This is a genomic window from Escherichia sp. TC-EC600-tetX4, from assembly GCF_019356055.1.
GTDB lineage: Bacteria > Pseudomonadota > Gammaproteobacteria > Enterobacterales > Enterobacteriaceae.
Map to the genome: position 1 here is coordinate 1,038,356 of NZ_CP079924.1, position 19,677 is coordinate 1,058,032.

18 protein-coding genes are annotated in these 19,677 nt (G+C 54.4%); 10 read left to right on the plus strand and 8 right to left on the minus strand.

The features are described 5' to 3' along the window. Genes hycD through hycI form a run of 6 tightly spaced genes read left to right on the plus strand, consistent with a single transcriptional unit; the run spans nucleotide 1 to nucleotide 4,840 of the window. Nucleotides 1-924: a formate hydrogenlyase subunit HycD gene (gene hycD / locus KXD89_RS04970; protein WP_000115224.1), complete on the plus strand. Its 924-nt coding sequence runs from the start codon at nucleotides 1-3 to the stop codon at nucleotides 922-924. Nucleotides 925-941: 17 nt separating this feature from the next. Then, nucleotides 942-2,651 (plus strand): formate hydrogenlyase subunit HycE, encoded by a 1,710-nt coding sequence (gene hycE, locus KXD89_RS04975; RefSeq protein ID WP_001288122.1) that lies wholly within the window; start codon nucleotides 942-944, stop codon nucleotides 2,649-2,651. Between the two features lie 9 nt (nucleotides 2,652-2,660). Continuing rightward, nucleotides 2,661-3,203, plus strand: coding sequence for a formate hydrogenlyase subunit HycF (gene hycF / locus KXD89_RS04980; protein ID WP_000493781.1), 543 nt, complete (start codon nucleotides 2,661-2,663; stop codon nucleotides 3,201-3,203). Next, a complete protein-coding gene (hycG, locus tag KXD89_RS04985) occupies nucleotides 3,203-3,970 on the plus strand; it encodes a formate hydrogenlyase subunit HycG (protein WP_000067392.1) in 768 nt (255 codons plus the stop codon). The genes hycF and hycG overlap by 1 nt, the downstream gene beginning before the upstream one ends. Continuing rightward, entirely contained in the window at nucleotides 3,967-4,377 is a 411-nt protein-coding gene (gene hycH / locus KXD89_RS04990) for a formate hydrogenlyase assembly protein HycH (protein ID WP_001291921.1), read from the plus strand. Before hycG ends, hycH begins: the two co-directional genes overlap by 4 nt. Beyond that, a complete protein-coding gene (hycI, locus tag KXD89_RS04995; RefSeq protein ID WP_000132961.1) occupies nucleotides 4,370-4,840 on the plus strand; it encodes a hydrogenase maturation peptidase HycI in 471 nt (156 codons plus the stop codon). The genes hycH and hycI overlap by 8 nt, the downstream gene beginning before the upstream one ends. Nucleotides 4,841-4,998: 158 nt before the next feature. Here hycI and ascB read toward each other — a convergent pair whose 3' ends face one another. Both ascB and ascF read right to left on the minus strand, forming a co-directional pair. Continuing rightward, entirely contained in the window at nucleotides 4,999-6,423 is a 1,425-nt protein-coding gene (gene ascB, locus KXD89_RS05000) for a 6-phospho-beta-glucosidase AscB (RefSeq protein ID WP_000110363.1), read from the minus strand. A gap of 8 nt (nucleotides 6,424-6,431) precedes the next feature. Next, the gene (gene ascF / locus KXD89_RS05005; protein WP_001107828.1) at nucleotides 6,432-7,889 is read right to left on the minus strand and encodes a PTS cellobiose/arbutin/salicin transporter subunit IIBC; all 1,458 of its coding nucleotides are present in this window, start codon (nucleotides 7,887-7,889) and stop codon (nucleotides 6,432-6,434) included. A gap of 259 nt (nucleotides 7,890-8,148) precedes the next feature. On the opposite strand from ascF, the gene ascG reads away from it, so the two are divergent. From ascG to hypF, 3 genes are all read left to right on the plus strand, one after another. Next, on the plus strand, nucleotides 8,149-9,159 hold the full coding sequence (ascG, locus tag KXD89_RS05010; RefSeq protein ID WP_001394680.1) for a DNA-binding transcriptional regulator AscG: 1,011 nt from the start codon (nucleotides 8,149-8,151) through the stop codon (nucleotides 9,157-9,159). A gap of 148 nt (nucleotides 9,160-9,307) precedes the next feature. Further along, entirely contained in the window at nucleotides 9,308-9,835 is a 528-nt protein-coding gene (gene hydN / locus KXD89_RS05015) for an electron transport protein HydN (protein WP_001078777.1), read from the plus strand. Between the two features lie 152 nt (nucleotides 9,836-9,987). Further along, nucleotides 9,988-12,240, plus strand: a complete 2,253-nt coding sequence (hypF, locus tag KXD89_RS05020) for a carbamoyltransferase HypF (protein ID WP_001107704.1) — start codon at nucleotides 9,988-9,990, stop codon at nucleotides 12,238-12,240. Nucleotides 12,241-12,367: 127 nt separating this feature from the next. Here hypF and norW read toward each other — a convergent pair whose 3' ends face one another. Both norW and norV read right to left on the minus strand, forming a co-directional pair. Then, on the minus strand, nucleotides 12,368-13,501 hold the full coding sequence (gene norW / locus KXD89_RS05025; protein ID WP_000064752.1) for an NADH:flavorubredoxin reductase NorW: 1,134 nt from the start codon (nucleotides 13,499-13,501) through the stop codon (nucleotides 12,368-12,370). Next, nucleotides 13,498-14,937: an anaerobic nitric oxide reductase flavorubredoxin gene (gene norV / locus KXD89_RS05030; protein ID WP_000029634.1), complete on the minus strand. Its 1,440-nt coding sequence runs from the start codon at nucleotides 14,935-14,937 to the stop codon at nucleotides 13,498-13,500. The genes norW and norV overlap by 4 nt, the downstream gene beginning before the upstream one ends. Nucleotides 14,938-15,123: 186 nt before the next feature. Here norV and norR point away from each other — a divergent pair, with 186 nt between their 5' ends. Continuing rightward, nucleotides 15,124-16,638, plus strand: coding sequence for a nitric oxide reductase transcriptional regulator NorR (gene norR / locus KXD89_RS05035; RefSeq protein ID WP_000010749.1), 1,515 nt, complete (start codon nucleotides 15,124-15,126; stop codon nucleotides 16,636-16,638). Here norR and gutQ read toward each other — a convergent pair. From gutQ to srlD, 4 genes are all read right to left on the minus strand, one after another. Further along, a complete protein-coding gene (gene gutQ, locus KXD89_RS05040) occupies nucleotides 16,635-17,600 on the minus strand; it encodes an arabinose-5-phosphate isomerase GutQ (RefSeq protein WP_001287420.1) in 966 nt (321 codons plus the stop codon). The genes norR and gutQ overlap by 4 nt on opposite strands. Further along, on the minus strand, nucleotides 17,593-18,366 hold the full coding sequence (gene srlR, locus KXD89_RS05045; RefSeq protein ID WP_000804550.1) for a glucitol operon DNA-binding transcriptional repressor SrlR: 774 nt from the start codon (nucleotides 18,364-18,366) through the stop codon (nucleotides 17,593-17,595). The genes gutQ and srlR overlap by 8 nt, the downstream gene beginning before the upstream one ends. 66 nt (nucleotides 18,367-18,432) lie before the next feature. Further along, nucleotides 18,433-18,792: a transcriptional regulator GutM gene (gutM, locus tag KXD89_RS05050; protein ID WP_000252908.1), complete on the minus strand. Its 360-nt coding sequence runs from the start codon at nucleotides 18,790-18,792 to the stop codon at nucleotides 18,433-18,435. A 104-nt stretch (nucleotides 18,793-18,896) separates the two neighbouring features. Continuing rightward, nucleotides 18,897-19,676 (minus strand): sorbitol-6-phosphate dehydrogenase, encoded by a 780-nt coding sequence (gene srlD, locus KXD89_RS05055; RefSeq protein ID WP_001077358.1) that lies wholly within the window; start codon nucleotides 19,674-19,676, stop codon nucleotides 18,897-18,899. Nucleotide 19,677 lies beyond the last annotated feature (1 nt).

A 19,677-nucleotide genomic window follows, 5' to 3' on the forward strand; every position in this document is an offset into this window, starting at 1 on the left:
ATGAGTGTTTTATATCCGTTAATTCAGGCGCTGGTGTTATTTGCCGTTGCGCCGCTGCTCTCCGGTATAACCCGCGTGGCGCGCGCCCGCTTGCATAACCGTCGCGGGCCGGGCGTGTTGCAGGAGTATCGCGACATTATCAAACTGCTGGGGCGTCAGAGCGTCGGCCCGGATGCCTCCGGCTGGGTGTTCCGCCTGACGCCGTATGTGATGGTGGGCGTCATGCTGACTATCGCTACTGCGCTGCCGGTGGTGACCGTCGGTTCTCCGCTGCCGCAACTGGGTGATTTGATCACCTTACTGTATCTCTTTGCCATCGCGCGTTTCTTCTTTGCCATTTCTGGTCTGGATACCGGTAGCCCGTTTACCGCTATCGGCGCGAGCCGTGAAGCGATGCTTGGCGTGCTGGTCGAACCGATGCTGCTGCTTGGTCTGTGGGTTGCCGCACAGGTTGCCGGTTCCACCAACATCAGCAACATCACCGACACCGTTTATCACTGGCCGCTGAGCCAGAGCATCCCGCTGGTACTGGCGCTTTGTGCCTGTGCGTTCGCCACCTTTATCGAAATGGGCAAACTGCCGTTCGACCTGGCGGAAGCCGAGCAGGAGCTGCAGGAAGGCCCGCTCTCTGAATACAGCGGCAGCGGCTTTGGCGTCATGAAATGGGGTATCAGCCTGAAACAGCTGGTGGTGTTGCAGATGTTCGTCGGGGTGTTTATTCCGTGGGGACAAATGGAAACCTTCACCGCCGGTGGACTGCTGCTGGCGCTGGTGATTGCCATCGTAAAACTGGTGGTCGGCGTCCTGGTTATCGCGCTGTTCGAAAACAGCATGGCCCGTCTGCGTCTTGATATTACTCCGCGCATTACCTGGGCTGGATTTGGCTTTGCATTTTTAGCGTTCGTCTCCTTGCTGGCGGCGTGATTAAAGAGAGTTTGAGCATGTCTGAAGAAAAATTAGGTCAACATTATCTCGCCGCGCTGAATGAGGCATTTCCGGGCGTCGTGCTGGACCACGCCTGGCAGACCAAAGATCAGCTGACTGTCACCGTAAAGGTGAACTACCTGCCGGAAGTGGTGGAGTTTCTTTACTACAAACAGGGTGGCTGGCTGTCGGTGCTGTTTGGTAACGACGAACGCAAACTGAATGGTCATTACGCCGTTTACTACGTGCTGTCGATGGAGAAGGGCACTAAGTGTTGGATTACGGTTCGCGTCGAAGTTGACGCCAACAAACCGGAATATCCGTCCGTGACGCCGCGCGTTCCGGCGGCGGTGTGGGGCGAGCGTGAAGTGCGCGATATGTACGGTTTGATTCCGGTTGGTCTGCCGGATGAACGTCGTCTGGTGCTGCCGGATGACTGGCCGGATGAACTTTATCCGCTGCGTAAAGACAGCATGGATTATCGTCAGCGTCCGGCACCGACCACCGATGCTGAAACCTACGAGTTCATCAACGAACTGGGCGACAAGAAAAACAACGTCGTGCCGATTGGTCCGCTGCACGTCACTTCTGATGAACCGGGCCACTTCCGTCTGTTCGTCGATGGCGAAAACATTATCGACGCCGACTACCGTCTGTTCTACGTCCATCGCGGCATGGAAAAACTGGCGGAAACCCGTATGGGTTATAACGAAGTGACCTTCCTCTCTGACCGTGTGTGCGGGATCTGCGGCTTTGCCCACAGCACCGCCTACACCACGTCGGTGGAAAACGCGATGGGTATTCAGGTGCCAGAACGTGCGCAGATGATCCGCGCCATTCTGCTGGAGGTAGAACGCTTGCACTCGCATCTGCTCAACCTTGGCCTGGCCTGTCACTTTACCGGCTTCGACTCCGGCTTTATGCAGTTCTTCCGCGTGCGTGAAACCTCCATGAAAATGGCAGAGATCCTTACCGGTGCGCGTAAAACCTACGGCCTGAACTTGATCGGCGGGATTCGTCGCGATCTGCTGAAAGACGACATGATCCAGACCCGCCAGCTGGCACAACAGATGCGTCGTGAAGTGCAGGAGCTGGTGGATGTGCTGCTGAGCACTCCGAACATGGAACAGCGCACTGTCGGCATTGGTCGTCTGGACCCGGAAATCGCTCGCGACTTCAGTAACGTCGGCCCGATGGTCCGTGCCAGCGGTCACGCCCGTGATACCCGCGCCGATCACCCGTTTGTCGGCTATGGCCTGCTGCCAATGGAAGTCCACAGCGAGCAGGGCTGCGACGTTATTTCCCGTCTGAAAGTGCGTATCAACGAAGTCTATACCGCGCTGAACATGATCGACTACGGTCTGGATAACCTGCCGGGTGGCCCACTGATGGTGGAAGGCTTTACCTACATTCCGCACCGCTTTGCGCTGGGCTTTGCCGAAGCGCCGCGCGGCGATGATATCCACTGGAGCATGACCGGCGACAACCAGAAGCTGTACCGCTGGCGCTGCCGTGCCGCGACCTACGCGAACTGGCCGACCCTGCGCTACATGCTGCGCGGCAACACCGTTTCCGATGCGCCGCTGATTATCGGTAGCCTCGACCCTTGCTACTCCTGTACCGACCGCATGACCGTGGTCGATGTGCGTAAGAAGAAGAGCAAAGTGGTGCCGTACAAAGAACTCGAGCGTTACAGCATTGAGCGTAAAAACTCGCCGCTGAAATAAGGAATCGCCATGTTTACCTTTATCAAAAAAGTCATCAAAACCGGCACGGCGACCTCGTCTTATCCGCTGGAGCCGATTGCGGTTGATAAAAACTTCCGTGGTAAGCCAGAGCAGAACCCGCAGCAGTGCATCGGCTGCGCGGCCTGCGTCAATGCCTGCCCGTCAAACGCCTTAACGGTTGAAACTGACCTCGCCACAGGAGAGCTTGCCTGGGAGTTTAATCTTGGGCACTGCATCTTCTGTGGACGCTGCGAAGAAGTCTGCCCGACGGCGGCGATCAAACTGTCGCAAGAGTACGAACTGGCGGTGTGGAAGAAAGAAGACTTCCTGCAACAGTCCCGCTTCGCGCTGTGCAACTGCCGCGTCTGCAATCGTCCTTTCGCCGTCCAGAAAGAGATCGACTACGCCATTGCGCTGCTTAAGCACAACGGCGACAGCCGCGCGGAAAACCACCGCGAAAGCTTTGAGACTTGCCCGGAATGTAAGCGCCAGAAATGCCTGGTGCCGTCCGACCGTATTGAACTGACTCGCCATATGAAAGAGGCCATCTGATGAGCAATTTATTAGGCCCCCGTGACGCCAACGGCATTCCGGTCCCCATGACGGTGGATGAATCCATCGCCAGCATGAAGGCGTCGTTACTGAAAAAAATCAAACGTTCTGCCTATGTTTACCGCGTGGACTGCGGCGGCTGCAACGGTTGCGAAATCGAAATTTTCGCCACGCTTTCGCCGCTGTTTGATGCAGAACGCTTCGGCATTAAAGTCGTTCCTTCACCGCGTCATGCGGATATTTTACTGTTTACCGGCGCGGTCACCCGTGCAATGCGATCCCCTGCGCTGCGTGCGTGGCAGTCCGCGCCGGACCCGAAAATTTGTATCTCCTACGGTGCCTGCGGTAACAGTGGCGGGATCTTCCACGATCTCTACTGCGTGTGGGGCGGTACGGATAAAATTGTCCCTGTGGATGTTTATATCCCTGGCTGCCCGCCAACGCCTGCCGCCACGCTGTACGGCTTTGCAATGGCGCTCGGCCTGCTGGAGCAGAAAATTCACGCCCGTGGGCCGGGTGAACTGGATGAACAACCGGCGGAGATCCTGCATGGTGATATGGTGCAGCCGCTGCGCGTGAAAGTGGATCGCGAAGCACGTCGCCTGGCGGGTTATCGTTACGGTCGTCAGATTGCCGATGATTACCTTACACAGTTAGGGCAGGGCGAAGAACAGGTTGCACGCTGGCTGGAAGCGGAAAACGATCCGCGTCTGAACGAGATTGTCAGCCATCTGAATCATGTTGTTGAAGAGGCGCGTATCCGATGAGTGAAAAGGTGGTGTTCAGTCAACTGAGCCGTAAATTTATTGATGAGAACGATGCCACGCCCGCCGAGGCGCAGCAGGTGGTCTATTACAGCCTGGCGATTGGTCACCACCTTGGGGTTATCGATTGCCTGGAAGCGGCGCTCACCTGCCCGTGGGATGAATATCTGGCATGGATTGCCACTCTGGAGGCAGGCAGTGAAGCCCGCCGCAAAATGGAAGGCGTGCCGAAATATGGTGAGATCGTCATCGACATTAACCATGTGCCGATGCTGGCCAACGCATTCGATAAAGCCCGGGCAGCGCAAACTTCGCAGCAGCAGGAATGGAGTACAATGCTGTTAAGTATGCTGCATGATATTCATCAGGAAAACGCCATCTATTTGATGGTGAGGAGACTGCGTGACTGACGTTTTACTCTGTGTTGGCAATAGCATGATGGGCGATGATGGCGCAGGTCCGCTGCTGGCGGAAAAGTGCGCCGCCGCGCCGAAAGGTAACTGGGTGGTGATTGACGGCGGTAGCGCACCGGAAAACGACATCGTCGCTATCCGTGAACTGCGCCCGACACGACTGCTGATTGTCGACGCCACGGATATGGGGCTAAACCCCGGCGAGATCCGCATCATCGACCCGGATGATATCGCCGAGATGTTTATGATGACTACCCATAACATGCCGTTGAATTACCTTATCGACCAGTTGAAAGAAGATATTGGCGAAGTGATTTTCCTCGGCATTCAGCCGGATATCGTCGGCTTTTACTACCCGATGACCCAGCCGATTAAAGATGCGGTAGAAACCGTTTATCAACGACTGGAAGGCTGGGAAGGAAATGGCGGCTTCGCGCAGTTAGCGGTGGAAGAAGAGTAGTTTTTCATTAAGGAATCAGGACAGGGATGTTCTTGATGGGGTGAACCAGCTCTGATGCCAAATGCTAAATTGCCCGATGCGCTGCGCTTATCGGGCCTTCATGGTTCGTGCGACATGTAGGCCGGATAAGGCGTTCACGCCGCATCCGGCACTGTTACCTACTCTAAATCTTCCCCATTACTGGCAATCACTTTTTTATACCACCAGAATGATTTCTTACGCGTGCGCGTCAGCGTACCGTTGCCTGCGTCGTCACGGTCAACAAAGACAAAGCCGTAGCGTTTGCTCATTTCACCCGTAGAGGCGGAAACTAAATCAATACAGCCCCATGTGGTGTAGCCCATCAGCGGAATGCCGTCTGCAATCGCTTCGCCCATTGCGCGGATATGTTCGCGTAAGTAGCTGATGCGATAGTCGTCGTTAATCTCGCCATTGGCAGCAAATTCATCTTTTGCGCCCAGGCCGTTTTCCACCAGAAACAGCGGCTTCTGATAACGATCGTACATCATATTCATGGTGATACGCAGACCGAGTGGATCAATTCCCCAGCCCCAGTCGCTCACCTGTAGATACGGATTACGCAGCGATTTCACCACGTTCGCCGCACTGCTGTTGTTGGCGTTCATCTCCGCCGAGGCGCAGCGCGAGGCGTAATAGCTGAAAGAGACAAAATCGACGGTGTTTTTCAGGATTTCATCATCGCCCGGTGCTTTGTTGATGGTTACCCCTTTTTCGCGGAATACGCGGGCAGAGTAAGCCGGATACGTGCCCCGCGCCTGCACATCGATAAAAAACAGGTTTTCCCGGTCTTTCTCCAGCGCCGCCCAGACATCTTCCGGCTTGCAACTGTAAGGGTAGAAGTTACCGCCCGCCAGCATACAGCCCACCTGATTTTGCGGGTTAACCTCATGGGCGATTTTGGTGGCTAGCGCACTGGCAACCAGCTGGTGATGCGCGGCCTGATATTTCACCTGATCCTGATTTTCACCTTCTTCAAACACCAGACCCGCGCCGGAGAACGGGCTATGCAACATAATGTTGATTTCATTGAAGGTTAGCCAGTATTTCACCAGACCATCAAATGCTTCAAAGCAGGTTCTGGCGTAGCGGCTGAAAAACTCCACCAGCTTGCGGTTACGCCAGGAGCCATATTCGGTGACCAGATGCATCGGCACATCGAAGTGGCACAACGTGACCAGCGGTTCGATACCGTACTTTTTACACTCTTCAAAGACAGAACGATAAAAAGCAATGCCCTGCTGATTGGGCGTGATTTCATCGCCCTGCGGAAAGAGACGGCTCCAGGCAATTGAGGTACGGAAAACCTTGAATCCCATCTCTGCCATCAGGGCGATATCTTCTTTATAACGATGATAAAAATCCGTCGCCTCATGGCTGGGATAAAACTCGTCATCTCGCAACTGAAAACGTTTTTCCAGCCCCAGTTTCACCGCCATTCGATGCTCGCCGTGTGGGATCATATCGACAGTGGTCAGACCTTTGTCACCTTCACGGAACGCACCTTCAGACTGGTTGGCGGCAAGCGCGCCGCCCCATAAAAAACTTTCTGGAAATACTGACATTTTCATCCTCAATTAAGACTTACTTCTTTGGCGACGGTCGGTTGTACGCTCTGATACTTTCGCGCCTGGGCAGCCGCTTCCTCAACAGGAATATCCTCAAAGCCGAGCAACAGTGTGAGGATAAACGACAGCACCACCGCCAGCGCCATGACCGCGAACACCCAGACGATGCTCATTGGATTCGCCGGATCGAAGAACTGCACGCTGGTAAATAGCCCCGGCGCTGCCATTGAGTGGCTGGCAAGCCCCGCCATACCGGCAACCGCGCCGCAAATAAAACCGCTGATAAGACTGGCGATAAGCGGACGTTTCAGGCGGATCGCCACGCCATATAACGCCGGTTCGGAAATCCCCGCCATAATGGCTGATGCCGCCGCAGCCAGCGCCGTCTGACGCAGTTCCGGGTTTTTCGTTTTCCACGCCACTGCCAGTGATGAACCGCCCAGCGACAGGTTAGCGCCGATCTCTGACGGCATGACCATCCCTTCTTTGCCGGTTTCGGCAATGGTCTGAATGATGGTTGGCGTAAAGACGCGGTGCATCCCGGTCATTACCAGCAGAGGCCACAGCGCGCCCATAATGGCGACTGAAAGCCAGCCCAGATAACCATGAATGGTGTAAACCAGCGCCGAAATGGCGCTACCGATCCAGATACCAATCGGGCCAATCAGCAGGATTGCCAGCGGTGCGGCAATCAACACAATCAGCATTGGTTTGAGGAAGTTTTTGGTCACCGCCGGTGTAATGCTGTCCACCCAGCGTTCGATATATGACAGGCACCAGGTCATCACCAGCGCCGGGATCACCGTGTAGGTGTATTTCACCGCGGTGACCGGAATCAGGGCAAATTCGACATGTTCACCCTGGGCCGCTTTCGCCATCAGTTCAATAAAACTCGGATGTACCAGCACACCCGCGATGGCAATCGCCAGCGACATATTGGTTTTAAATTTGATGGCGGCAGATGCCGCGACCATCAGCGGCAGGAAGAAGAAAGCACCGTCACCAATCACATTCAGAATGGTTAAGGTCGGCGATCCTTTTGTCAGCACGCCGCTCATCTCGAGGATCATTGCCAGCAGTTTGACCATCGATCCGCCGATAATCGCCGGGATCAGCGGTGACATGGTGCCGATCAGCGCATCGAGGATCCCCGCACCAATGCGACGTAGCGTGAGTTTGGGTTTACCCACGGGCTGTGCGGGCTGCATATCTCCCGGCAGCAGGCTGACGACTTCCTGAAAGGCTTGTGAAACGGTATTGCCGATAATCACCTGACACTGGTTGTCACTACGTACCACGCCGAGCACGCCGGGGATGGTTTTTAACGTCGGGCTGTCGATAAGTGCATCATCTTTGATAACAAAGCGCAACCGCGTCATACAGTGCGTGACCGCCGAGATGTTATCAACGCCGCCCAGTGCCGCTATCACCGAGCGTGCCAGCGCCGCATAATTTTTGGCCATCGGATTTTATCCTGTTATCAGTAGGGTAGATGTAGTTGTTATCAGTCGACGTGACGGAAAAATGCCGATGCTGAAACGGAATTAAGAAACCGGTTTCACAAAATCATGAATAGTTGTCACTAAATAAGCAAGAGAGTGAATTGTTCATTTTTTATATTTGTGAAACCGGTCACCTGAATATTTTTCCCGCCGATTGTGCAAGGACAATCGGCAAACGGTGCAGTACACTGCGTTGATTGCGTGTAAAGGGATGAAAATGATGACGACGATGCTGGAAGTGGCGAAGCGCGCCGGGGTTTCAAAAGCGACCGTTTCCCGCGTGCTTTCAGGTAATGGCTACGTCAGCCAGGAGACTAAAGATCGCGTGTTTCAGGCGGTAGAAGAGAGCGGTTACCGTCCAAACTTGCTGGCGCGCAATCTGTCGGCGAAGAGTACTCAGACGCTGGGGCTGGTAGTGACCAACACGCTTTACCACGGCATTTATTTTAGTGAATTACTCTTTCATGCCGCGCGAATGGCGGAAGAGAAAGGGCGGCAGTTGCTATTGGCAGATGGTAAACACAGCGCAGAAGAAGAGCGCCAGGCGATTCAGTATCTGCTGGATCTGCGCTGCGACGCGATCATGATTTACCCGCGTTTTTTAAGCGTGGATGAGATCGATGACATCATTGACGCGCACAGTCAGCCGATAATGGTGCTTAATCGCCGCCTGCGCAAAAACAGCAGCCATAGCGTCTGGTGCGATCATAAACAGACCAGTTTTAACGCCGTGGCAGAGTTGATAAACGCCGGGCATCAGGAGATTGCTTTCCTTACCGGCTCGATGGATTCCCCCACCAGCATTGAACGTCTTGCCGGGTATAAAGACGCGCTGGCGCAGCATGGTATTGCGCTCAATGAAAAACTTATCGCTAACGGTAAATGGACGCCTGCCAGCGGGGCCGAAGGGGTAGAAATGTTGCTCGAACGTGGGGCTAAATTTAGCGCGTTAGTTGCCAGTAACGACGATATGGCGATAGGTGCGATGAAAGCGTTACACGAGCGCGGCGTAGCGGTGCCAGAGCAGGTGTCAGTTATCGGATTCGATGATATCGCTATTGCCCCCTACACCGTTCCGGCGCTCTCCAGCGTAAAAATTCCGGTGACTGAGATGATTCAGGAAATTATTGGACGGCTGATTTTTATGCTCGATGGCGGGGATTTCTCACCGCCGAAAACCTTCAGCGGAAAACTGATCCGCCGCGACTCACTCATTGCTCCTTCGCGATAAACATTGTCATCACATGTCATCGTCACTAGTGTCGATGACATCGTTTTTCCTGCATTACAGAAATTAATTTCCTTAAATAACAGTAAATTAAAAACTGGCATGATTTGTGAATGTATCGGCGCATTAACTGTCATTGCTGGAGAATTTGATGAACCGTTTCATCATTGCTGACGCGAGTAAATGTATTGGTTGCCGTACCTGTGAAGTAGCGTGCGTGGTTTCTCATCAGGAAAATCAGGACTGTGCATCGCTGACCCCGGAAACTTTTTTACCGCGTATCCATGTCATTAAAGGTGTGAACATTTCCACGGCGACAGTTTGCCGTCAGTGTGAAGATGCACCGTGCGCTAACGTCTGCCCGAATGGTGCTATCAGCCGTGATAAAGGGTTTGTTCATGTGATGCAGGAACGTTGCATTGGTTGCAAAACCTGCGTTGTGGCTTGCCCGTATGGTGCGATGGAAGTGGTGGTACGTCCGGTGATCCGCAACAGCGGCGCGGGTCTGAATGTACGGGCTGACAAAGCCGAAGCCAATAAATGCGACCTGTGCAACCATCGTGAAGACGGCCCGGCGTGTATGGCGGCTTGCCCGACTCATGCGCTGATTTGTGTCGATCGTAATAAACTTGAACAACTGAGCGCAGAAAAACGCCGCCGTACGGCGCTGATGTTCTAAAAATCTTACAGAACTGTTCTGGCATCAAAGGAATTCCCGGAAATATTCGTAGAATACGGAGCGGGCGGTATCGCCGACCTGTGACTGCCGGATGCGACGCTGTCGTGTCCGGCAGGGCGGGTTACGCAATTCATGATGGCGGGAATAACTCAATGGCAAAAAACACATCTTGCGGTGTCCAACTGCGTATTCGTGGCAAAGTGCAGGGCGTCGGTTTTCGTCCGTTTGTCTGGCAGCTGGCACAGCAATTAAATCTTCACGGCGATGTCTGTAATGACGGCGATGGCGTAGAAGTCCGGCTGCGGGAAGACCCGGAAACGTTTCTTGTTCAATTGTATCAGCACTGCCCGCCGCTGGCGCGTATTGATAGCGTCGAGCGTGAGCCGTTTATCTGGTCACAACTGCCCACCGAGTTCACTATACGCCAGAGCACAGGCGGCACCATGAATACGCAAATTGTTCCCGATGCCGCTACTTGCCCTGCTTGCCTTGCCGAAATGAATACCCCAGGCGAACGGCGTTATCGTTATCCGTTTATCAACTGTACCCACTGCGGCCCGCGTTTCACCATTATTCGCGCCATGCCTTACGACCGCCCGTTTACCGTGATGGCGGCGTTTCCGCTATGTCCGGCCTGTGACAAAGAGTACCGTGACCCGCTCGATCGTCGCTTCCACGCCCAGCCGGTGGCCTGCCCGGAGTGTGGCCCGCATCTTGAATGGGTAAGTCATGGTGAACATGCGGAACAAGAGGCGGCATTACAGGCAGCTATCGCACAGTTAAAAATGGGCAAAATTGTCGCCATCAAAGGGATTGGCGGATTTCATCTTGCCTGCGATGCACGTAACAGTAACGCGGTGGCGACACTTCGGGCGCGCAAACATCGCCCGGCGAAACCGCTGGCGGTCATGTTGCCAGTGGCTGACGGTTTACCAGACGCTGCGCGCCAGTTGCTTACCACGCCCGCCGCGCCGATTGTGCTGGTGGATAAAAAATACGTTCCTGAGCTTTGTGATGATATCGCCCCTGACCTTAACGAAGTCGGGGTAATGTTGCCTGCGAACCCGCTCCAGCATTTGCTGTTACAGGAACTGCAATGCCCGCTGGTGATGACCTCCGGCAACCTGAGCGGTAAACCACCAGCTATCAGCAACGAACAGGCGCTGGCGGATTTGCAGGGCATTGCCGACGGATTCTTGATACATAACCGCGACATCGTGCAGCGGATGGATGATTCGGTGGTGCGCGAAAGCGGCGAAATGCTGCGCCGTTCGCGGGGGTATGTGCCGGATGCGCTGGCTTTGCCTCCGGGCTTTAAAAATGTTCCGCCTGTGCTGTGTCTCGGCGCGGATCTGAAAAATACCTTCTGCCTGGTGCGCGGTGAACAAGCGGTGTTGAGTCAGCATCTGGGCGATTTAAGTGACGATGGCATCCAGATGCAGTGGCGCGAAGCGTTACGCCTGATGCAAAACATCTACGATTTTACCCCGCAATACGTTGTGCATGACGCGCATCCGGGCTATGTCTCCAGCCAGTGGGCGCGTGAAATGAATCTGCCGACGCAAACGGTACTGCATCATCATGCCCATGCAGCGGCGTGTCTGGCAGAGCATCAGTGGCCGCTGGATGGCGGTGATGTCATTGCTTTGACGCTCGACGGTATCGGTATGGGGGAGAACGGCGCTTTGTGGGGCGGCGAGTGCCTGCGGGTGAACTATCGCGAATGTGAGCACCTGGGCGGCTTGCCTGCAGTGGCGCTTCCGGGTGGCGATTTGGCAGCGAAGCAGCCGTGGCGAAACCTGCTGGCGCAGTGCCTGCGCTTTGTGCCGGAGTGGCAGAATTACTCTGAAACAGCAAGTGTGCAACAGCAAAACTGGAGCGTGCTGGCGCGGGCCATTGAGCGTGGAATTAACGCGCCGCTGGCGTCATCGTGTGGGCGTTTTTTCGATGCAGTGGCGGCGGCACTGGGCTGTGCGCCAGCCACGTTAAGTTATGAAGGTGAAGCGGCTTGTGCTCTGGAGGCGCTCGCAGCCTCATGCCACGGAGTGACGCATCCGGTGACAATGCCGCGGGTGGACAATCAACTGGATCTCGCCACTTTCTGGCAGCAGTGGCTGAACTGGCAGGCACCGGTTAATCAACGCGCGTGGGCGTTTCATGATGCGCTGGCGCAGGGTTTTGCCGCGTTGATGCGTGAGCAGGCCACGATGCGTGGTATCACTACGCTGGTATTTAGCGGCGGGGTTATTCATAACCGTTTGCTGCGTGCACGTCTGGCGCATTATCTCGCTGATTTCACATTGCTCTTTCCACAGAGTTTACCGGCGGGTGATGGCGGTTTGTCTCTGGGGCAGGGGGTTATTGCTGCGGCGCGTTGGTTAGCGGGTGAAGTCCAGAACGGATAAAACGTGTTGCATTTGGACACCATTGCCGGATGCGGCGTAAACGCCTTATCCGGCCTACACATGCGTCCCCGTAGGTCGGATAAGACGCGCCAGCGTCGCATCCGACATTTTAGGCACAGTAGCCCACCTACATCGGCAATGTTTTCAACAATCCAAATGCCTCTTTCATCCGATCCTCACTGACCACAAAGGCGCGAAGCTGGTCAGCATCGTCAACGCCGCGCGCCACCATTCCCTGGCGTTCGGTATTAATTTGCCAGCGTAAATCCTGACGCTGGGTTTCGCCTGCCAGATGCAGCGGTAATTCCGGCGTTTTGATTTTCACCAGCATCGCCGGGAGTTTCAGCGGCGTGTTATTGCCGAGAAGATTTTTTGCCAGCACCATCGCGCTAAGTTGAATCGGCTGGAGGAACGGCAATACCTGACCGTTAATTTCCGCGCAATCGCCCAGCGCGTAAATATCGGTATTACTGGTTTGCAGATAACTATCGACGCAAACGCCGCGATTAATCGTCAGCCCGGCGCGTCGTGCCAGGGCGGTTTCCGGGCGCAGTCCGGTGGCGGCAATTACCGCATCCACTTCGATATTGCGCTGGCGGTCCAGCGTTGCCTGAATGCCAGAATCCGTTTTTTCCAGCCCCTGTAACTGAGATTTCAACAGCAGATGAACGCCCATCTCCGTCAACCGATGCTGCAAGCGGCTGCTTACTTCCGGTGGCATTAACGACGCCAGAATACTGGCAGCGTTGTCGATTAGCGTGACCGCTTTGCCTGCACGACAAAAATCCATCGCCAGTTCGCTACCAATCAAACCACCGCCAACAATCAACACGCGTCGGGCATCCCGCAGTTGCGTTTCACAGGCGCGATACTCTTGCTGACTATTTAACGTCAGCATTAACTCACGCCCAGGCACAGGCGGGACAAAGGCACTGGCACCGGTTGCCAGTACTAGCTTGTCGTATTGCCACTGATTATTCTGGCTTTTCACCACACGGGCTTCGGCATCGATATCCGTCACCCAGGTTTGTGGAAACAGGTGCAGATTAAACTGCTCGGCAAATTCACCCGCCGTCTGGCGGGTAAGGTCATCGGCACGTTGCCCCTGACTGATAACATGGCTGAGGTCAGGTTTGTTGTACTCATCCATGCTGTCGGCGGCAATCAGGGTTAATGGAATAGTGGCGTCCTGTTTGCGAATATTTTTCACCAGTTGGCGGGCGGCGAAGCCCGAACCGATGATCACAATGCCGTTACTCATTTTGCCTCCGATGCCAGTTCTTCAAAGACGTCTTTGCCGAGGGAGCATTCCGGGCAGAGGAAGTTATCCGGGACTTCACTCCACGGCGTTCCTGGCGCAACGTCCTGCATTGGCTCGCCTTTTGCCGGATCGTAAATCCACTGGCAGACGCTGCACTGCATCCGTGGGCCGAGGTCAGCCGTCGTGGTGGCAGAGGTTTCTTCTTTAACTACCGTATTCACCGTGCTCTGCGGCAGCGGCGCGAGCGCCCACTGACGGGCGATTTCGCGACCGTGTTCACGGCATAACTTCAGAGCGTCCTGGTCTGGTCGCCATTTCGCTTTCAGGCTAAGCGACATTTCGAAACCCGCATCCTGCAGGCGCGTGGAAAGACGATCCACCGCACCGCCGCTCCAGCCGTGAGAGCCGAAAGCACTGGCGCGTTTGTTACGGAAGCGTAAACCAGTCATCTCCTCCACCAGCCCGGCGATTTTCGGCATCATCACGTTATTCATCGTCGAAGTGCCGACCAGCACGCCTTTTGAGCGGAAGACATTAGTCAGGATTTCGTTTTTATCGCTTCGGGCGACGTTGAAAATTTTCACCGCCACGCGTGGGTCGGTTTCCGCAATCCCCTGGGCGATAGCGTCAGCCATCATGCGGGTGTTATTCGACATGGTGTCGTAGAAAATGGTGATTCTGTCTTCCTGATAATCAGCCGCCCATTTCAGGTACAGCTCGACAATTTGCGTCGGGTTATCGCGCCATACCACGCCGTGGGAAGTGGCTATCATATCGACTGGTAAGTTAAAGCCCAGGATCTCGGTAATTTTCGGTGTTACCAGGCGGCTGAACGGCGTCAGGATATTGGCGTAGTAACGCTGGCACTGCTCGAAAAGCTCCGTCTGATCCACTTCATCGTTGAACAGATGCTCGTCGCAGTAGTGTTGACCGAAAGCATCGTTACTGAACAGCACCGCGTCGCCTGTCAGGTAAGTCATCATGCTGTCCGGCCAGTGCAGCATTGGTGTTTCGACAAAAATGAGCTGTTTGCCGTTGCCGATATCCAGCGTGTCGCCAGTTTTCACCACATTAAAATTCCACTCCGGATGATGGTGATGACCATTTATCGAGTCGATAGCGTTGGCTGTACAGTAGATCGGCGTATCGGGAATTTGTGCCATCAGTTCGGTCAGCGCCCCAGCGTGGTCCTCTTCTGCATGGTTAATCACGATGTAATCGATATCCGCCAGATCGATTTCATTACGCAGGTTCTGCACAAATTCGCGGCTGAATTTATGGTCGACGGTGTCGATCAGCACGTTTTTTTCTTCGCGGATGAGGTAGCTATTGTAGCTGCTGCCGCGCAGCGTTTTATATTCCGTGCCGTGAAAATCACGCACTTCCCAGTCACGTTGACCAACCCAATGAATGTTATTTTTCACCACAATAGACATAGCAACCTCAATTTATTCAGCGTGTTCTAAAAAGATGTCTTGCTAATTGCAGATTGCGTGCCAGTTTTTTATCTGATTGTTTTTACTCTATAAATAAAATTATGCCCATTAATGAGTAGTCAAAATGACTATCAATCAAATGGTCGATATGACAATATCTATAGTCAAATTGACAGTGAGGCAAAGATGAGTTTTTCCGTTGATGTGCTGGCGAATATCGCCATCGAATTGCAGCGTGGGATTGGTCACCAGGATCGTTTTCAGCGCCTGATCACCACGCTACGTCAGGTGCTGGAGTGCGATGCGTCTGCGTTGCTACGTTACGATTCGCGGCAGTTTATTCCGCTTGCCATCGACGGTCTGGCAAAGGATGTACTCGGTAGACGCTTTGCGCTGGAAGGGCATCCACGGCTGGAAGCGATTGCCCGCGCCGGGGATGTGGTGCGCTTTCCCGCAGACAGCGAATTGCCCGATCCCTATGACGGTTTGATTCCTGGGCAGGAGAGTCTGAAGGTTCACGCCTGCGTTGGTCTGCCATTGTTTGCCGGGCAAAACCTGATCGGCGCACTGACGCTCGACGGGATGCAGCCCGATCAGTTCGATGTTTTCAGCGACGAAGAGCTACGGCTGATTGCTGCGCTGGCGGCGGGAGCGTTAAGCAATGCGTTGCTGATTGAACAACTGGAAAGCCAGAATATGCTGCCAGGCGATGCCACGCCGTTTGAAGCGGTGAAACAGACGCAGATGATTGGCTTGTCCCCTGGCATGACGCAACTGAAAAAAGAGATTGAGATTGTGGCGGCGTCCGATCTCAACGTCCTGATCAGCGGTGAGACTGGAACCGGTAAGGAGCTGGTGGCGAAAGCGATTCATGAAGCCTCGCCACGGGCGGTGAATCCGCTGGTCTATCTCAACTGTGCTGCACTGCCGGAAAGTGTGGCGGAAAGTGAGTTGTTCGGGCATGTGAAAGGAGCGTTTACTGGCGCTATCAGTAATCGCAGCGGGAAGTTTGAAATGGCGGATAACGGCACGCTGTTTCTGGATGAGATCGGCGAGTTGTCGTTGGCATTGCAGGCCAAGCTGCTGAGGGTGTTGCAGTATGGCGATATTCAGCGCGTTGGCGATGACCGTTGTTTGCGGGTCGATGTGCGCGTGCTGGCGGCGACTAACCGCGATTTACGCGAAGAGGTGCTGGCAGGGCGATTCCGCGCCGATTTGTTTCATCGCCTGAGCGTGTTTCCACTTTCGGTGCCGCCGCTGCGTGAGCGGGGCGATGATGTCATTCTGCTGGCGGGGTATTTCTGCGAGCAGTGTCGTTTGCGGCAGGGGCTCTCCCGCGTGGTATTAAGTGCCGGAGCGCGAAATTTACTGCAACACTACAGTTTTCCGGGAAACGTGCGCGAACTGGAACATGCTATTCATCGGGCGGTAGTTCTGGCGAGAGCCACCCGCAGCGGCGATGAAGTGATTCTTGAGGCGCAACATTTTGCTTTTCCTGAGGTGACGTTGCCGACGCCAGAAGTGGCGGCGGTGCCCGTTGTTAAGCAAAACCTGCGTGAAGCGACAGAAGCGTTCCAGCGTGAAACTATTCGTCAGGCACTGGCACAAAATCATCACAACTGGGCTGCCTGCGCGCGGATGCTGGAAACCGACGTCGCCAACCTGCATCGGCTGGCGAAACGTCTGGGATTGAAGGATTAAATAATCCCGGCCTGATAGAAATCCTGCAGGTTTATTGCGCCGGTGAGTTTGCCGTTTTCATCCACCACCGGTGCGGCAGTGATTTTGCGCTTCATCAGGATCTCTTTGGCGTCGATGGCGCGACTTTGCGATTGCAACGTGGTGCCGCCGACCGTCATCGCTTCATTGACTGGCGTGGTGAGTGCGCCGCCGCCAACCAGCCAGCGACGTAAATCGCCGTCGGTAAAGACGCCTTGTACCTGTTGTTGAGCGTCACATACCGCCACCAGCCCCAGACCGGTGCGGCTGAGTTCCAGCATCGCATCCATCACGCTGGCGGTTAACGCCACCTGTGGGATGGCATCGTCACGGCGCATCAGATGATGCACTTTATTCAGCAAGCGAGCGCCCAGTGCCCCGGCTGGGTGGGAGCGGGCAAAATCTTCTTCATTAAATCCGCGCGCCTGCATGACCGCCATCGCCAGCGCGTCACCCATCATCAGGGTATTGACGGTGCTGGAGGTCGGCGCAAGGTGCATCGGGCAGGCTTCGCGTTCTACGGAGATATCCAGCACCGCTTTTGCCGCCAGGCCCAGCGGTGACGTCGGTTTGCCGGTCATCGCCAGCAGCGCGATAGATTTATCTTCCAGACGCGGAATAATCAGATCCAGTTCCTTCGCGCCACCGGAGTAAGAGATAAACAGCATCACATCGCGGCTTTCGATCATCCCCAGATCGCCGTGCAGCGCTTCTGCCGGATGGACAAAAAAAGCCGGAGTGCCGGTACTGGCAAGCGTTGCGGCGATTTTCTTACCAATGTGGCCCGATTTGCCAATTCCCGAAACCACCACTTTGCCTTCACAGTGCAGGATGATATTGGCGGCGCGAACAAAATCATCGCCCAGACGTTCCGGTAAACGGCTTGCTTCCTGCAACTCCAGCATTAACGTCTGACGTCCCGCGTTCAGTAGTGCTTCACTCATTGCTCTCTCCGGTTATGATCACATCGATCCCTTTCTCTTCCAGCGCCTGACGAAACGCCGGATCGATACCTGCGTCGGTAATCAGCTTATCGACGCTTTCAAGACTGCAAACTACGTTGGGGCTTTTACGGCCAAACTTTGATGAGTCCGCCATCAAAATCACTTCGCGCGCGGCATTGCACATTGCCTTACTGACGGTATAAACCTCGTTAAAGGTGGTTACGCCCGCATTGAGATCGATGCCGTCGGTGCCCATAAACAATTTATCGAAGGTGAAATGCTCGAAGGCATTCTCTGCCAGTTGCCCGTGAAATGAGGCCGATTTTTTGCGAAACGTTCCGCCTGGCATCAGGATAGTTTGTTCGTTATCCAGTTCGGATAGCGCATTGACGATATGCAGGCTGTTGGTCATCACCGTGATGTTATTAAAGCGCGAGAGCAGGGGAACCATCTGCAAAACGGTACTGCCAGCATCAAGAATGATCGAATCGCCATCATGGATAAAACTAACGGCAGCTTCTGCAATCAGCTCTTTCTTGTGGGTGTTGATGAGTGTTTTATGATCGATAGGCGGATCGGATTCCTCTTTATTCAACACCACTCCGCCATAAGTACGAATGACGGTTCCGGCATGTTCCAGAATGACCAGATCTTTGCGAATGGTTGTGCCTGTGGTGTCAAAGTATTGCGCCAATTCTTCAACCGAGCATTTACCCTGCTTTTGCAGATACTCCAGAATGGCGGCCTGACGCTGACGAGGTTTCATGGGCGTGATTACCTGATTTAGGTTTCAAAATGATAACTTCGCAAGCAAGTAACATTCACAACGAAATTATCCACGTTTCAGTTTAAGCGCCAATGATAGAGCATTCTGTGATAGTGGATCATGGGGAAAGATCACATCGGGCTGTAAATCACCCGCATGCATACCGGTAATTGCGGGAATTTTTTGCGGTCGGGCGAAGACGGTCAGTCCTTTCATAAACAAGGTGTCGACGATGCGCTGCTGATCGTCCAGCGCGATGGCGACCACGACCCGCGGTTTAAAGCGCCCGCTGGAACGGCCCACGCCAACCCGCCCTTGCTGGCATAGTGTGTCGAAGGCACGGTTAAAACGAGAAATTTGCCAGCCGCCTAAGGCCAGTTGCGCACACCAGGCGATAACGGCGACGGTGATGAGTGCGGATACCATAACTTTTCCTTAATGTAGTGGCGGAAGTCCTGTATGCCTGATGAGCGTAGCGCATCAGGCATTCTATAGTCTCACGGAGATCCTTAATGGATCTCCGCTGTTGATCAGAACATCACCTGACCGCCGGTGACATTGATCGACTGTCCGGTGCAGTACGACGCCTTAGGACTGGCGTAGAACAGCAGCATATTCAGCACATCTTGATAATCGCAGCCGCGTTTGAGCGGTACTTTGTCGATGTAATACTGCTCGACTTGATCCGGTTTGATACCCAGCTTGGTCGCGTATTGTGGCAACAGTGACTGGAACATCGGCGATTTCAGCAGGTTACCGAGCATCAGTGAATGCACCGTAATGCCGTACTCCGCCAGATCCAGCGCCAGTGATTGAGTCAGCCCGACGCCACCAAATTTCGCTGCGCTGTAGCCAGAGTTGTGTTTGCTGCCCACTTTGCCGGATTTCGAGTTGATCTGAATAATGCGCCCCTGAATCCCGTCGCGGATCATCAAACGCGAAAATTCACGCGCACACAGGAAATAACCCACCAGATTCACCTGTAGCGAACGGTCAAAATCGCCGAGCTGGAAGTCGCTGATAAAGGCTGCTTTTGCTATTCCGGCGCTGTAGACCAGCAAATCCACGCGACCAAAGATTTCATCTACCCCACGAGAGAGCGCCAGAACGCTTTGCTCGCTAGTGGCGTCAGCACCAAAACCGTACGCCATACTTTCACCATATTCGGCGTTAATTTCTTGTGCCACATTTGCGGCTTTGTCGCTCTGAATATCGACAACCGCGACGCGATACCCCTCGGCAGCCAGACCGTGGCACAGGAACGCGCCTAAGGTTTGCCCACCACCGATGACAACGGCAACCTGATTCATT

Bases quoted from the DNA above. Each gene is read 5' to 3' on its own strand.
- gutM (WP_000252908.1), bottom strand. From the start codon at position 18,792: ATGGTATCCGCACTCATCACCGTCGCCGTTATCGCCTGGTGTGCGCAA.
- norV (WP_000029634.1), bottom strand. From the start codon at position 14,937: ATGTCTATTGTGGTGAAAAATAACATTCATTGGGTTGGTCAACGTGAC.
- ascF (WP_001107828.1), bottom strand. From the start codon at position 7,889: ATGGCCAAAAATTATGCGGCGCTGGCACGCTCGGTGATAGCGGCACTG.
- hycG (WP_000067392.1), top strand. From the start codon at position 3,203: ATGAGCAATTTATTAGGCCCCCGTGACGCCAACGGCATTCCGGTCCCC.
- hycD (WP_000115224.1), top strand. From the start codon at position 1: ATGAGTGTTTTATATCCGTTAATTCAGGCGCTGGTGTTATTTGCCGTT.
- hydN (WP_001078777.1), top strand. From the start codon at position 9,308: ATGAACCGTTTCATCATTGCTGACGCGAGTAAATGTATTGGTTGCCGT.
- ascB (WP_000110363.1), bottom strand. From the start codon at position 6,423: ATGTCAGTATTTCCAGAAAGTTTTTTATGGGGCGGCGCGCTTGCCGCC.
- hycF (WP_000493781.1), top strand. From the start codon at position 2,661: ATGTTTACCTTTATCAAAAAAGTCATCAAAACCGGCACGGCGACCTCG.
- norW (WP_000064752.1), bottom strand. From the start codon at position 13,501: ATGAGTAACGGCATTGTGATCATCGGTTCGGGCTTCGCCGCCCGCCAA.
- norR (WP_000010749.1), top strand. From the start codon at position 15,124: ATGAGTTTTTCCGTTGATGTGCTGGCGAATATCGCCATCGAATTGCAG.
- srlR (WP_000804550.1), bottom strand. From the start codon at position 18,366: ATGAAACCTCGTCAGCGTCAGGCCGCCATTCTGGAGTATCTGCAAAAG.
- gutQ (WP_001287420.1), bottom strand. From the start codon at position 17,600: ATGAGTGAAGCACTACTGAACGCGGGACGTCAGACGTTAATGCTGGAG.
- hycE (WP_001288122.1), top strand. From the start codon at position 942: ATGTCTGAAGAAAAATTAGGTCAACATTATCTCGCCGCGCTGAATGAG.
- hypF (WP_001107704.1), top strand. From the start codon at position 9,988: ATGGCAAAAAACACATCTTGCGGTGTCCAACTGCGTATTCGTGGCAAA.
- srlD (WP_001077358.1), bottom strand. From the start codon at position 19,676: ATGAATCAGGTTGCCGTTGTCATCGGTGGTGGGCAAACCTTAGGCGCG.
- hycH (WP_001291921.1), top strand. From the start codon at position 3,967: ATGAGTGAAAAGGTGGTGTTCAGTCAACTGAGCCGTAAATTTATTGAT.
- ascG (WP_001394680.1), top strand. From the start codon at position 8,149: ATGACGACGATGCTGGAAGTGGCGAAGCGCGCCGGGGTTTCAAAAGCG.